Raw genomic sequence first — 15,084 nt, forward strand, 5'->3', positions numbered from 1 at the left:
AAAAGATTAATTGTTTGAAGCAGAAATCGCTTTTTTACGGTAGTTTTTGTACCATAGTACGCCAATTCCTGCAATTAAGATATAAGGAATTGCCAACAAGTAAATAATACCAGAGTTTAATCCTTTTCCTTGTGTATTGCCATTTTTAGTCCCCTGTTCGGCGCTAATGGTACACATGGAACATTGTGCTTTTACTTGTGGCGCAACGAATGTTGTTGCCACGAGAATAAATAAGATGAAACTAATTTTCTTAAACATTGATACAAAGATAATGATAAATTCTAAGGTGAGTTTTAAAATTTATGTCATAAAAAAACCCCCACATTTATAGTGGGGGTTAAAAAGAAATAATAAATCAATTATTGAAGTACAAATGTCATAACCGTTGAAGGATCTTCAACACTCGTAACCTTAGCATAAACGTTAGCTCCATCTACATGGTAATCAAAAGTTACACGATTCTGCAGTAAAAATGTATCTAACTTAGATAAAGGTATTGCAACATATCCACCAGAGGCAATAGCATTAGAAGTAAACTTATATACTCCTGCACCATCAACTGTATAACTATAAACAGTAGCTGTCACCCATCCCGATGTACCACCATTTTGACTACTAAATCCATTAACTGTTAAGCGTTTATTTACAGTATTCCACACAAAGTTGATACGACCGTAGTTAAATGTATAAGGTTGGGTTGGTGGTACTAAACCATTATGATAATAATTCAATATTACAGCACCATTGGCTGATGTCCCTGGATATATTGTTTTATATTCAGATAACATACCAGTATATTTTGTGCCCCACAATTGATAAAGAGGGACTAAAGGTGTAGCTGAATTTTTAATTATATATTCTTTTCCACTACCATCAATTAAAACAAGTGTAGTTGCATCCTTCCAACGTAAACGCACAAATTTTATTCCTTGCCATATCAATCCAGTGCCAAGTATATCTATGCCATCTATATTCGATGCAATTTTCTGTCCACTTGAAACCACTGTATTTCCATCTGCTAAAACCCCTGTAAGGTCAAGTCTTTTTCCAGCACTTAGCGTATTAGTTAGATTTGGTGTAACACCTACCTTTAATGTGTTGGTACCAGAAACAATTTCTATAAAAGGGTTTTTATTAGTTGTAAAGAAACTCTTTAACTTATCTATTGTCGTCTTATAAGCACTTGCAACATACGAAGCCTTTTGAGCTGCTGTTGCTTTTACCATTACAAGCGGTTGACGGTATTGACGCCCTACAAAAAATAAGCTATCTGCGTTTTGCCTTACATAAGTAAATTCTACATCTGATGAAAAACCACTACCTTGAGTTCCACCATAAACGCTTGCTTTCGGGTCTTGAAGAACTGATATGTAGTTATAAGTATCAAATGCCAACATCGCTCCCAAGCCTGTGGTAACTCTATATGTTGATGTGGCAGGTGTAGTTGAAGCGGCATCTGAAATATCACTGTACATAATTACATTTTGATTGGCATCAAAGCTCATATAGAAGCCATAACCACCACCAGCTGATGTAGGTAAAGTTGCTATCCAACCATTTGGCGATGAAGTTAGCGATGTATTCACTAAACTAATGGCATCTGCCATTCTTTCTTCTGGGTTTTTATCAAAAACCGACTCAAATGAAGATTTCTTACAGCCTACAAATACAATTGCGGCGAAGAATAATAAATAAAATAACTTTTTCATAATCTAAAGAGTTTGACCTAATGATCCATAAAAGTAATTTGCTGGTGTACTCGTTACATAAAAGCCACCAAAATTATTAAAATTATCAGCATTAATAGTGGCTGGCAACCAGGCTGCTGTAAAGTTGTTTCCTGTCAAATAGGCTTGAATCGTATTGGTAAAAGGAACTGTAAAAAGAGCTCCATTAGTAAATGTTGTACCAGTACCATTAGCTACTTTTGTAAACACTACGGCTCCAGTAGTTGGGTTAATCGTATATGTAAATGAATAATCTCCAAAATACTGTGTAGTAGCATTTGAGAATGCAGCACGTACAGTTAAAATGGTAGTAGATTCAAAGCGCATTTGTACATAATCTAAATGATATTTCTGAGTAGCACTATAAGCCAAAATAGCTGCTTTTAGATTATTATATGCAGTTGCATATTCAGTAGAAATCCCATTTGCAGTGTACAAACCATCTTCTAAATTAGTAGTCATGGTTTTAAACAAATTTTGGCCCATCCAATAAGGAAAGCTTGCTTGGGCATATTTATATTGATTTCTTACTACATTTTGGATTTCTTGTTGCAGTTTTCTAAAATCAACACCTAAGTTCACCGTAAAATACTGTACCACACTCGCCTCTTTTGCTTTTAAAGCAGCTTTACCAGCTACTGTAGAAGCATTGGCACGAGCATCAAACCAAGCTTGTCCAAACACCAACAAATGTGATGTTGTTTCTGCAAAATCTTCCACAGCTTCACTTGAAGCATAAGGTGTAACATAGCCATTATCACGAGCCGTAGCATCAGCTACAGTTGTCCATGTTGCGTTGTAAGTAGCTTTAGTGATGTTTTGAAAATCTGCTGGCATAGGCACCAATTGATTTAAAATGTGCGTAAATTCATGATGTATCGTTTTTAATTTACCAACAACCAAAGAAGAGTTTGTCGCATCGAAATTATTGATATCATAAATAGTTACACGTCTACCAGCAGATGCTGTGGCTAGAATCATTGAACCATCAGTTTGATAAGCACCAGAACCGTACATTACCCACTCTTTAGGAACATTCTTTTTGATAAAAGTAACACCGGCAACTTTCCTGTAAGGTAAAATGAACCCGTCCAATACAGTTTGCATTTGCGGTCTTACACTTGCTGTATTACTAGGAGCAACATTTTTATCATTATCGTAGAAATATCTACTGTAACGATAAATTACATCCATGTTATATTCATCTAAAAACGTTGCTTTTAACCAAGCATCCAATTCTGTGTTAGCAACAGGATTGTCTATATTATATTTCGTTAAATCAACATTTAATTTTTCTTCATTACGGCATGAAATCATCATGGTAAGAAGAACAATAAAACTTAGCGTTTTAAATATATTCTTTTTCATAATTTCTATTATCTAGGATTTAAAGGAACACCAGAAAGTTTAGCTTCTTCAGGAATTTGGAAAACACGACGATTATCACCGGCCTCTAATGTAACAAAGGTTTCTACGCCGTTTGCATCGTAAATGTTATGCTTAACAGGCAAATGATTTCTTAAGATATCCATCCATCTCATTCCTTCTTGTAGAAATTGGGCCTTTTTAATGTCTAAAATCAATTTTACTATACCTTCCTTAGGATCTGCGACACCATAAAATGTAGCTACTTTTGCTTGTGTAGCTGCATCTGCTGCCGGATTGTAATTAGCTACAGTATTTGCGAGAATAAGGTTTGCATCCTTTAGTGCATTTTCATACTGTCCTAATTTAGCGTAAGCTTCGCCTCTGTTCAATAAAGCTTCATCTGTTATTAACAATGGAGCCATAATATATGGAAATCCAATATTAGCAACTTGATCCGTTACATAAAAATACTCACGATATTTATAAGCTGTATAATTTGGAACTCCATAAGACAGAATTTTATTTTGATATGCTTTTCCTGTAATGTTCCCAGATGAACCACCGGCGGCAAACATTTTCACCAAATTTTGACCATAACCATATCTCGGGCTAGTTAACCTTTGATAAGCCGAGTATTGATTAGCTAATAAGAGAATGTGCTTTTGATCTGATTTTGTAAGCGCCGCTTGATAATCAGCTGTGCTCATTGCAGCTAGGCTAGAGTTAAATGGCCTAACTTGACCAGTATAATCACCACCAGCAACAACTGCGTTAGCGTGGTCAATCACTTTTTGATATTCACCTTTAAATAGATAAAACCGAGCAGCAAAGGCGTGTGCAGCTGCTGGAGTAAAGTGATATTTTGGCACCGAGTAAGCAGAAGCAGATAATAAGGCGATACCTTCCGTTAAATCTTTTTCGATTTGCTCATAGGTAGATTTAACAGTGCCTCTATCATACTGTTGAATAACTTTCGTTTCAGGAACAGTTACATAGGGAATACCTGGTGAATCATTAGCACCACCAATTGTATATTCCTTAGCGAAAAATGTAACCAACATAAAATGAGCATAAGCTCTTGCTACCAAGGCTTCTCCTTTATAAGGTAAAACTGCATTGCCGAAATCATTCTGTTGGATTGATTCCAATGCTTGATTAGCCGCTGCGATACCTGAATAACAACCATTCCAATAATTGGTTGAAGTTCCGGTTCCGGCACCCACAACATCTTTCCAGAAATATGGCAGGGTAGACACATCAGCAGTTGTACCAACTCCATTTCCTTTGTCTTCTGCATTGTCTGATGCTGCTTCAGTAAAAGTATAATAATCATATTGTGGATAAGCTGTTGCAACCAATTGAGCAACCTTAGACACGCTATTAATTTGAGTTCTATTATCAGGCTCTTGATCTAAATATTTATTACACGATTGTGCGGTAAATAAGAGTGGCAACCCAAATAATAAAAAATGTTTTGTATTTAATTTCATGATATTTTATTTTTAGAATCCAACCTTTAATGATAATGTATATTGCTGTGGAATAGGCAATGCAACTCCTCCATTCCCAAAAAATTCAGGATCTTGTCCATTTAAGCGCTTATCTGAATATAATAAAGCGATGTTATTGCCAATTAGAGATACAGTAGCATTTGCTACGTGTAATTTCGAAGTTATTCTTTTTGGTATATCATAGCCTAATGAAACTTGTTTAAACCTGATAAAGTCACCTTTTGCTACACGTTCACTAGAGAAATTATATAAGTTGTATGGATAACGTGCATCAAGAATAGCACCATTAGCTTGTTTAATAATCCTAGCAGATGTAAATCCATCTAGCATTGCAGGTACATTAGTAAATGCCTCATCACCAGGTTGAATCCATCTATTTAACATACTCTTAGACATGGAGTAAAGATCTGGATAGTTTGATGAAAACGTTTGTGCCAAACGGATATAATTACCAGCAGCAAAAGTAAATAATGCTGAGAAACTAAACCCTTTATATTTAAATTGATTGTAAAAACCACCAGTAAAAGTAGGATCTATTGGGCCTTCATATTTTAGGTAATTGATATTTGTACTTTGCAAATTCACATAAGTATTTTTAACTCCAGCTTGATCAATATAATATGGATAGCCGTAATCATGATCTAAACCTGCAAATTGGATAGAATATAAACCACTTTGAGCATGCCCAACTAAAGCTCCCCCATTATCATCTACTAAATCAAAAATTCTTGGACTAACTTCTAAACTAGTGATTTCGTTTTTATTGAAGGCAAAATTAAATTGAGTTCTCCATCTAAATTCATCATTGTTAATCGCATTACCTGCTATAGTAAACTCTATACCTTTAGCCTTCATTTTTCCGTAATTAGCTGTTTTGGTAAACTCGCCACCAATACCAGAGGTGTTAATCCTACCAATTAAGTCATAAATATCTCTCTTATATAAATCTACGGTTAAATTAATTCTATCTTTCAAAAATGTTAAATCAAGCCCAATGTTTGCTTCCTTCAATTTCTCCCAAGTTAATTCATTGTTAGCTAAGCTAGAAATGTAAGTAACCGTTTCTTTTTCATTCTCATAAGGTCTTCTCGAAAGTTGGTTATAGTATACAGCAGCTGAGTTATTTGCATTTCCGATATTGGCTACTAAGCCATAGGTACCTCTAACTCTTGCAGAAGTAAGGTAATCGTTTTTAGGCCAAAAACTTTCTTGATCTATATTCCAAGCTCCAGAAACATTCCAAGTTGGCAACCATCTAGCAGTCCTACTTTTTCCCATTAAGTTAGACCCATCATAACGAGTTGTCGCATTAAAACTATACTTGTCTTTATAGGCATAAGCTGCTCTTAAGGCAAATGCTGCAAAACGATCCGCTCCTGTGCTCATTGCATAATAAGGAGCTCCAGATTCTTGACCTTTTTTAAAGTAATTATAGTTCGCATTTACGATACCGCCATTTTCATATTGATAACCAACTCCATCAAATCTTGATGTTTGTCTGTCGATGTAACGAACTTCCATAGACCCGAACACATTTAACTTATGATCTGTAGCAATGGTTTTGTCGAATTCTAAATTCTGTCTAAAATAATAGTTTTTTAGATTATCATAATTTACATTATAAAAACCACCTTGAGGTAAAATTACGATTGGATAAGCTGATAAATCATCAGGATTCTGATACAAGAAAGGATTATTACCTAATACTGTTGGGTCATTTGCACCTGCTCTAAAAGCTTGTGCCATATTAGAATTTTCCTTGATATAATGTTGACGATCAGTTTTGGCATAACGATAAGCACCATCAATCGAGTAAGTTAAACTTGGAATGATTTTATACCTAACACCCCCTTGTACTTTAAAGTCTATTTGCCCTAATGTTAAATAGTTATTCTCTAGTTCGCTTAAAATATTAAATGGAGCATAGTTTCTAGTAAAAAACTCTCTACTTCCATCTGCATTATAAGCCGTAACTGCTCTACTTGTATTTAAAGCATAAGAATATGGGTTAATATCAAAATCTCTTGAAAATGTTCCATATACTGGATCAGAATTTCTGGTTAATGTACCAGGAGCACGTTGATCCCTAACAGACCCATTAACCAATAACTCTCCACTTAATTTAGGACTCATTTTAAAGTTAATTCTGAAATTTCCTGTAAAACGATCTACCTCATTCCCTATAGTTTGACCATTATCATGTAAATATGAAGTAGATGCATAAGTTTGGAATTTTTCAGTTCCAGAGGTAATACTTAAAGAATGCTCTTGAAGTAATGAGTTCTTAAATAAGATATCAAACCAATCTGTATTAGCATTGGCGTAACGTTCTAAATATTTAGTACGACTGATTACATCATTTTTCAATTCATAGGTATTTGTAGCAGGATCATAGTTGTACAATGCATTATACATTTTACCAAAAGGACCAATGTTTGCACCTTTAGTCGATGTCTGTTGAAAATATCCTTTATTTTCAAGCTCAAGCATAATCGACATTTGATCTGCAGAGTTTAATATATCGAATTGTGAATAAGTTGGTTTTAAATAAGTGGTAAAGTTACCTGTATAGTTAATTCTTGGCGTACCTTCTGTTTGACGACCTTTTTTAGTAGTCACTACAATTACCCCATTCATTGCACGAGCACCATACATCGCTGTTGCAGCAGCATCCTTTAAAATATTAAAACTCTCAATATCATCCGGATTCAACCCAGCAACTGATGACCCAATTAAAGTATTCGCATCACCTGTAGATAGTGCATCATTAGAGATATTTACAACATCTTCTAAAATAATACCATCAACAACCCATAATGGTTTATTATCTCCTGAAATAGATGTAGCACCACGAACACGGATTTTAGGAGCGGCACCAAAAGTACCCGAAACATTCTGAACAGATACACCTGCTACCTGTCCTTCTAACATACGGCTAATATCAGGAACACCATTACGTTGAGCATCTTCTGCCTTAACCTGTGTAGAAGACCCAGTAAAAAGTTTTCTATCTAGTTTTTGGTAACCAGTTGAAACAATATTTACCTCTTTTAACTGATTGGCATCTTCATCAAGACTAATGTCGATTTTTGTTTTATTGCCAACAGCAAATTCTTCTGTTTTATAACCTAGGTATCTAAATACCAAAACAGCTGTCTCATCTTTAACTGAAATAGTATACTCTCCTTTTTCATTGGTTGAAACAACGGTTCCTGTTCCTTTAACAAAAACACTCACACCTGGTACAGGTTGCCCATCTTTTTTGTCCTTTACCACACCCTTTACCACAATATCTCTGTGAACAACTGGTAATGGGGATTGAACTTTCAAAATTACTTGACTACCAACTTGTCGATAACCTATATTTTTTTGTTTCAATTGGTCTAACGATTCTTGCACAGTCCCAAGTTTCTCAGGCACTTCCAATATCATAGATTTACTAATCTCTGATGCATCATAAACAAAACTTATTTTATAAGTCTGTTCCATCTTCTTTAAATACGTGTCAAGTCTTTCTGGTTTTGCTTTTCCTTGTTGCAATTCTGCATGGGCTAAAGACGACCAAAAGATTGCACAAACAAGCAGTACCGTTTGGTACAAACTTATTCCAGCTTTTCTTTTGTAGAAATTTTTCTCCATAGTTTGTTTGTTTAATAATTTGTTTGTGGTTGTTTAGGGTGTTATTAAATTTATTTGGTTGTTTTCTTTACTAATTCTAATATTATAGGTTTTATTCAATATCTCTAAAACTTGATCCAAGGTTTGATACTTGAAAGTTGCATTTAGCTTTTTCTCAGCATGTTTGTCATTTTTTAGTTTAATATTTGCACCGTAATACTCTGTTAATTGTTTACACACTTCCTCTAATGGTGTATCCACAAAGATCAACTCCTTTGTTAGCCATGAATCAGAATTTTGAGCTGTTTTGGTTAAAAATTCTTTTTTAGTTACATCATAAGTAAGTGCCTGCCCAGCTGTTAATATAGATGTTGTACCATTTTGGTAAGGTGTAAATATTACTTTTCCGGTTATTACGCCTAAATCAATCTTAGATTTAGACATTTTAATATTGAAAGAAGTACCTAACACTACTACGTTAGATTTATTCATGATAACCTTGAAAGGATGATTAGGATCTTTATGGATTTTGAAAAAAGCTTGTCCCTTTAACAAAGAAATTTCTCTTATCGCGTCAAACTTATCAGGATACCTTACTTCGCTATTTTCTGCAAGAATAACTACAGAACCATCAGCTAATCTTACAGAATCAACTTGATTTTCATTTGTCGATTTTACAGTAAAAACGGTTTTTGTACTTTGGTTATAGATTAGATAACCAATAGAGAATAATAAGATGGAGGCTGCAATTCTTGTTAACCAAAAAGTTTTTTTCTTAGGCGATTCCTTAATTAAATGGCCCTTAAACTTTTGAATTGCTTGATCAGCATCTACTTCATTAATCCTAGATGCCTTGCCAGAAAGCTCCCATAAGTTTTTTATTTCTAAGAAGAATGTGTCATTTTCAGTAGACTCAGCTCTATATTTTTCAACTTCCAATTGCATTTCCAAATCAGAAGGATTGTTTAAATGCCTAGAAATTAAATCTAAAAATTCAGGGTTTGAGAGCATAAAATTTTGTTAGTTATACTCTAAAGACAATTAACCTTGAAAAAACCCCTAGCTAATTAGCAGAAAATTTAAAAAAATTAAAAACTTCTTATTCTGCAGCTTGTTTTTGATTGTTTTTCTACCCAAAAGCTCAACCCTTAGTAACTTTAAAGCATTAGCTATATGATTTTCCACGGTACGCTCAGAGATATCAAGCAAATTTGCTATCTCTTTATATTTTAAGTGTTCAAATCTGCTTAATTTAAACACTTTTTTACATTGGGCGGGAAGTTTTTCAATTTCATTATTAATGAGCACAATTAGCTCATTCTCTTCATCAAGTTCGACTAGCGATTCTTCAGAATAATTAGATGCAATTTTTAGATGATGACGTTCTATGTTTTTCTGTCTATTTAGATAATTTATAGACGCATTGATAACTGACCTATATAAATAAGAATTGATGGATTTAATTTCGTTGAGCCCTTCAGGGTCTTCCCAAATCTTTAAGAAAACATCTTGTACAATTTCTTCTGCAATGAAAACATCCTCAACATATTTATCACTAGTTAACAATAGTTTTTGAAAAAACTGCGTATAAAAATTAGTGAAAGCCGGCACTTGGTTTTCATTGATAACTACATATAAATCCGTTCCTGTTTTTATATTTATCACGTAACACTAAATTTATCCCTGCCTAATATAGGAATAAAACAGCTTTAAGTAAAAAGAGTTTTACTTCGAAGATATACGGCTAATAATTATAATATGGAGCAATCATTAGGTATACAATAACACCAGTAACTGCTACATATAACCACATCGGGAAAGTGATTTTAGCTATTTTTTTATGCTTATCAAATCTTTCGGCTAAGGCCCTTACATATGTGATCAATACAAAAGGTATAATAATTACAGATAAGCAAATATGGGTAATCAGGATAAAATAATAAACGTATTTAATCGTGCCCTCTCCCCCAAATTTTGTAGAATCTGACGTCATGTGGTAAGCAACATACATACCTAGAAATAATACCGATAGCAAAATGGCAAACTTCATTAAGTTTTCATGAAGTTTTCTTTTCCCATTCTTAATGGCAACAACAGCGATAACCAGTACTATTGCAGTTAATCCATTAATTGTTGCGTAAATGGGAGGCAAAAAAGACAATGGCTTTACGTCATAACCAAGCTTCCTTAAATTAACACCAAATAATAATGCTACAACCAAGGGGATTGCGATGGATAAAGTAATGATCCATTTATTATATTTTTGCTCTACTGGAGTATTCATATTAATTAGCTTAACTTGTTTAGCCAAATTTCATTGACTATTGACTATTGACTATTGACTATTGACTATTGACTATTGACTATTGACTATTAACTATTAACTATCGCCCGTCCCTCATATTTCTCAATTCCTCAGCAACTAACACTTTTATTTCATCATCTAGTTTTGATAGTGCTTCTTGATTTGTTGCTTCATAATAACCCCTTACCCTATGTTGCGAATCTAATAATACGAACATATTACTAAAGGTAAATTTGGCTTTGCCACTTTCAACTACCTTTAAGGCATCTAATAGCAATCCATTTTTGATAAGGTTGTTTACTTGAGCGCTATCACCTGTTAACAAATCCCATTTCCCAGGATTTGCTGATATCCTTTTAGCATATTCGCTTAAAACTGTCGGCGTATCATACTGGGAATCTATACTTAATCCTATAAAATGAACCATGGTGTTTTTTTCATACACACTAGCAAAGGTAGCCATCGCTTTATTTGCAAATTCTACACCACTAGCTCCATTAGTATAAAATAGATTTAACAATACTATTTTCCCTTTATAGTTATCCCAAGTTAATGTGTCAGCTTTTTGATTTACTAATTTGAAATCTTCAATAACATGATAAACTGTATCTGGAATTTGTTTACCTCTAACTGTATGAAAGGTTGGCGCTACTTTTTTAGGGCCATAAATAGCTAATGGTTTATATCTATTTTTGCCTTTTTCTTGTAGTAAATAATATAAAAATCCCGGTACCGCTAAAATGGTTACCAGGATTAATATCTTTTTAATTGGATTATATTTCATCTAGCTTATGGCAGTTGAGGCATATGGTCATGGATATAACCACCTTCAATCAGCATTAAAACAATGAAATAAATAATAAATATAAAAGAAACCGATAATGCCAATTGCAATCCAAGTTTCTCAAATTTTAAGTGCATAAAATAAGCCACAATATAAAAAGCTTTCAATAATGTTAAAGCAATATAAAGTGAGTTACCGATTAAAATTGCATGATCTCCAAAGTAACCAGCTGGTTTAATCCATAATGCAATGATAAACTCAATAACAGTAATGAATAACAGGATAAAAAATACTTTCCAGATTCTACCTTTAGTCATTCCCTCGTGGTCACCATGACCGTGATCTTCTGTTGTATGTACGTTATGTTCTGACATGATAATATTTTAAAAGAATTATAATTAAACTAAATAGAAGAATGTAAATACAAACACCCAAACTAAATCTACAAAGTGCCAGTATAAACCAACTTTTTCTACCATTAAATAATGACCACGTTTCTCGAATGTTCCATTAATAGTCATACATAAAATGATGATATTAATAATTACACCACTAAATACGTGAAAACCGTGAAAACCTGTGATAGTAAAGAACAAATTTGCAAATTGTTGTGCTGCAACTGTAGAAACAGGTCCAGTAAAGAAATGAGTTAATTCTTCAGCAGCAGGGATGGTTCCCCACCAAAAGCCTTCATGATGTAAATGAGTCCATTCTATTGCTTGACAGCCTAAGAACATGAAACCACCAATAATGGTAGCTACCATCCACCATATTACTTCTTTCTTAGCTCTTCTATGTCCAGCTTCTACCGCCAAAACCATAGTTACAGAACTCATGATCAAAATAAAAGTCATGATACCTACAAAAACCAAAGGGTAACCGTGATCTGCTATGCCAGGTATAGATTGAAAAACCAAATCTGGCGATGGCCAAGTAAATTTAGTGAAACGTTGTGCACCATAATAAACCAATAATGATGAGAATGTGAAGGCATCTGATAATAAGAAAAACCACATCATTATTTTACCATATTCTACCGACCATGGCGAACGTCCGCCTGCCCATGGAGTAGTTTTAACTTGGTCTAATTTCGATAATGAATCCATTTAGTAATAGTATAATAGTTTGTTAAAAAATCTAACTGTTCAAAAGTAAAAAAACATACAGATATATCCATAATATATCTATAAAATGCCAAAAAATCGAAGTAATTTCTTGACGATAAACCGCTTTCTCTGTTGGAATGTTCTTATAGGAACCAACCAAGCTATTTAATATGAAGCAAATCCCTGCAAATATGTGAAAAACATGAAATAATGATAACACATATATCATTGAAATAGCAGCGTTGTTATTGATAAAAAACGCTCCCGTTGCTTTAAGTGTATTCCAAGCGTCAAACTGCAGAGCCCCGAATACAAGACCTAGTATTAAGGTAATCCATAAAAATAATTGTTGACTTGCCTTATTACCATTCCTAAGTGCTCTTGAAGCCAAATAAAGTGTAATACTGCTCGCTACTAATACTGCCGTACTATAAATAAATGCATCTGGCAATACCAATCCATGTCCCTTGCCTTTAGAGGCCGAGAAAACGATGTAATAACTTGTCCATCCACCAAACATAATAGTTGATGAAACAACGAATAACCAAACCACAAACTTTTTGGCTTTAGCGTCAAATTTTATCTCTTGTTGTTGCAAAGCAAGCTCCATTTAAGTATTGTTAAACAATTAAATCAAATAATAAAACCAATTGTACCAAAGGGATGTAAAAGAAAGAACAGAACATCACTTTTCTAGCACTTGGCAAATCCATCTTTATCATCATCTGGTAAGCAAAATAACTAAATAGCAAACCTGCTATTATTGATACTCCTGCTATATAATATCCACCAAAACCCAAAAATGTTGGCAATAAACTTACAGGTATTAAAATCAGTGTACTGACAAATGTAAATACAGCACTCGTTTTATCTCTTTTTTTAGTAGGTAATAACCTAAATCCTGCCTTTTTATAGTCATCATCCAATACCCAAGCAATGGCCCAAAAATGAGGAAACTGCCAAACAAATTGTATCAGGAATAAAATAATTGCTATTTGATAATCTACAGGTACATAACCAATTTCAGACTGGCCGCCAATAGCAGCAATGTAACCAATAAGCGGAGGTAGAGCACCTGGAATTGCGCCTACAAAAACCGAAATTGGGGATTTTTGCTTTAATGGGGTATATGCAAAAGCATAAAGTAAAATAGAAAACACAGAAATAAGCCCTGTTTCTAAATTAAGTTTACCTAGTAACCAAGTACCTGCAATGCCCATAATCAATCCCAAAACCAAGCCCTGACCAGTCGTCATTCTACCAGCTGGCATCGGACGGTCTTTGGTTCTGGTCATCAATTTATCTAAATCTACTTCAATGATTTCGTTAAAACAGTTAGCTGCACCAGTAACTAAAAATCCCCCTACAATTAATATCAACCAATTATCCCAGTTAATTCCAGCTGCGATTCCTCTGTCAATCTGTATTTTAGATCCAATTAAAAAAGTAACTGAAGCAGAAAACACGACTAAAAATGTTAGTCTGAATTTGATCAATTTCGAGAAGTCTGAAAAAAACTGTTTCAATTTTTTAATTGGTTAATCCCGAAGCTATCGGGAAGGTTTGTAAGTTGCCGTACGGTAAACTAATAAGTATAAATAATATTGTAGGCTAAATAATATGGTTGCAAATAAAATATGTATGGCTTGTGCGTAAGGTGGTAATGATAAATAAGAAAGTATAAACCCAGCAGCTATTTGTATAATTAAAATAACCATGATATAATTAGCCGTCATTAAAGGCCAAGCTTTACCGCTAAATCTATCAATCACCATTTTATAAACTATAAAATTACAAACCGCTACCAAAATGGCTAAATCTCTATGCCATGAAAAAACAGAACCAACTCTATTAACCCAAGTGTTCCTTGCTCCAAAATTTAAAGATTTTGCAATTGTATCTATGCTTTCTCTAACTTCAGTTCCTAAAACTATTTGCCCAATGGTAATAATTATTGTAAAAGCTAAAAATCCTTTGAGCCACAAAATACGATACATGATCACACTTCTTTCTTTATGCAATTGCTTAGCATAATTGTAAGTGTATATCAATATTGCTAAAATAACTAAAGCTAATAACATGTGTACTGTTACCACCCATTGCGTTAAATTAGTAGACACCACTATTGAACCTAACCAGCCTTGGTAACCCACAATTAATATATTCAGTAAACTTAATACTACAATTCGCTTTGCTGTCTTTTTATAAACAAAAGAGTAAATCGCTACTAATATTAAAAATATACCCAAAATTGCACCCACCAACCTATTAGCATATTCAGTCCAGGTTTTAGCTGGATTAAATTCTTCTGGCACAATAATGCTTTGATCGTGTCTAATGCTATTTGCCAACTCAGTTTTGCCCATACTTTCTAAGTATTTAGCAAACTTTTCATTCTTTTTAATTCTACCCGCAACATATTTCTCTTTATAATCAGCTGGTAAATCTTTAACCGAAGTTGGTGGTATATATTGATCAAAACATTTAGGCCAATCAGGACATCCCATTCCAGAACCAGTACTGCGAACTATACCACCAGCCAAAATAACCAGTAGCGTTACAATAATAGTAATGAAGTTTAATCTTATAAATCTATTTTCAGATTTAGCAATCATTGGGTGTGATGGATTTAAAAAAACAAGGTATCTGTTGCAAGCTATTTTTA

The 15,084-nt window shown here is 33.8% G+C and carries 14 protein-coding genes; all 14 read right to left on the reverse strand.

Features of this window, described 5'->3' with window-relative positions; genetic code table 11:
• Positions 1 to 6: 6 nt before the first annotated feature.
• Positions 7 to 258, reverse strand: a complete 252-nt coding sequence (locus R2Q59_RS12030) for a hypothetical protein (protein ID WP_316785664.1) — start codon at positions 256 to 258, stop codon at positions 7 to 9.
• Between the two features lie 101 nt (positions 259 to 359).
• A complete protein-coding gene (locus tag R2Q59_RS12035) occupies positions 360 to 1,709 on the reverse strand; it encodes a DUF4302 domain-containing protein (RefSeq protein ID WP_316785665.1) in 1,350 nt (449 codons plus the stop codon).
• A 3-nt stretch (positions 1,710 to 1,712) separates the two neighbouring features.
• A complete protein-coding gene (locus tag R2Q59_RS12040) occupies positions 1,713 to 3,095 on the reverse strand; it encodes a substrate import-associated zinc metallohydrolase lipoprotein (protein WP_316785666.1) in 1,383 nt (460 codons plus the stop codon).
• A gap of 8 nt (positions 3,096 to 3,103) precedes the next feature.
• Positions 3,104 to 4,585 (reverse strand): RagB/SusD family nutrient uptake outer membrane protein, encoded by a 1,482-nt coding sequence (locus R2Q59_RS12045; protein ID WP_316785667.1) that lies wholly within the window; start codon positions 4,583 to 4,585, stop codon positions 3,104 to 3,106.
• Between the two features lie 12 nt (positions 4,586 to 4,597).
• Positions 4,598 to 8,245: a SusC/RagA family TonB-linked outer membrane protein gene (locus R2Q59_RS12050; RefSeq protein WP_316785668.1), complete on the reverse strand. Its 3,648-nt coding sequence runs from the start codon at positions 8,243 to 8,245 to the stop codon at positions 4,598 to 4,600.
• Positions 8,246 to 8,278: 33 nt separating this feature from the next.
• Entirely contained in the window at positions 8,279 to 9,235 is a 957-nt protein-coding gene (locus R2Q59_RS12055; RefSeq protein WP_316785669.1) for a FecR family protein, read from the reverse strand.
• Positions 9,236 to 9,283: 48 nt separating this feature from the next.
• Positions 9,284 to 9,889: an RNA polymerase sigma-70 factor gene (locus R2Q59_RS12060; RefSeq protein ID WP_316785670.1), complete on the reverse strand. Its 606-nt coding sequence runs from the start codon at positions 9,887 to 9,889 to the stop codon at positions 9,284 to 9,286.
• Between the two features lie 79 nt (positions 9,890 to 9,968).
• Positions 9,969 to 10,508, reverse strand: coding sequence for a DUF420 domain-containing protein (locus tag R2Q59_RS12065; RefSeq protein WP_316785671.1), 540 nt, complete (start codon positions 10,506 to 10,508; stop codon positions 9,969 to 9,971).
• A gap of 100 nt (positions 10,509 to 10,608) precedes the next feature.
• Complete coding sequence (locus tag R2Q59_RS12070; protein WP_316785672.1) at positions 10,609 to 11,313, reverse strand: SCO family protein; 705 nt, start codon at positions 11,311 to 11,313, stop codon at positions 10,609 to 10,611.
• Between the two features lie 5 nt (positions 11,314 to 11,318).
• Positions 11,319 to 11,687 carry a cytochrome C oxidase subunit IV family protein gene (locus R2Q59_RS12075; RefSeq protein ID WP_316785673.1) on the reverse strand — a complete coding sequence of 123 codons (369 nt, stop codon included), beginning with the start codon at positions 11,685 to 11,687 and terminating at the stop codon, positions 11,319 to 11,321.
• 24 nt (positions 11,688 to 11,711) lie between these two features.
• A complete protein-coding gene (locus R2Q59_RS12080) occupies positions 11,712 to 12,419 on the reverse strand; it encodes a cytochrome c oxidase subunit 3 (RefSeq protein WP_316785674.1) in 708 nt (235 codons plus the stop codon).
• Positions 12,420 to 12,450: 31 nt separating this feature from the next.
• Entirely contained in the window at positions 12,451 to 13,029 is a 579-nt protein-coding gene (locus R2Q59_RS12085) for a cytochrome c oxidase subunit 3 (RefSeq protein ID WP_316785675.1), read from the reverse strand.
• A gap of 10 nt (positions 13,030 to 13,039) precedes the next feature.
• The gene (cyoE, locus tag R2Q59_RS12090; protein WP_316785676.1) at positions 13,040 to 13,945 is read right to left on the reverse strand and encodes a heme o synthase; all 906 of its coding nucleotides are present in this window, start codon (positions 13,943 to 13,945) and stop codon (positions 13,040 to 13,042) included.
• Between the two features lie 24 nt (positions 13,946 to 13,969).
• Positions 13,970 to 15,034 carry a COX15/CtaA family protein gene (locus tag R2Q59_RS12095; RefSeq protein ID WP_316785677.1) on the reverse strand — a complete coding sequence of 355 codons (1,065 nt, stop codon included), beginning with the start codon at positions 15,032 to 15,034 and terminating at the stop codon, positions 13,970 to 13,972.
• Between the last annotated feature and the right edge of the window lie 50 nt (positions 15,035 to 15,084).

Origin of the sequence: Pedobacter frigiditerrae, assembly GCF_032678705.1 — a bacterium.
Classification (GTDB): Bacteria; Bacteroidota; Bacteroidia; order Sphingobacteriales; family Sphingobacteriaceae; genus Pedobacter; species Pedobacter frigiditerrae_A.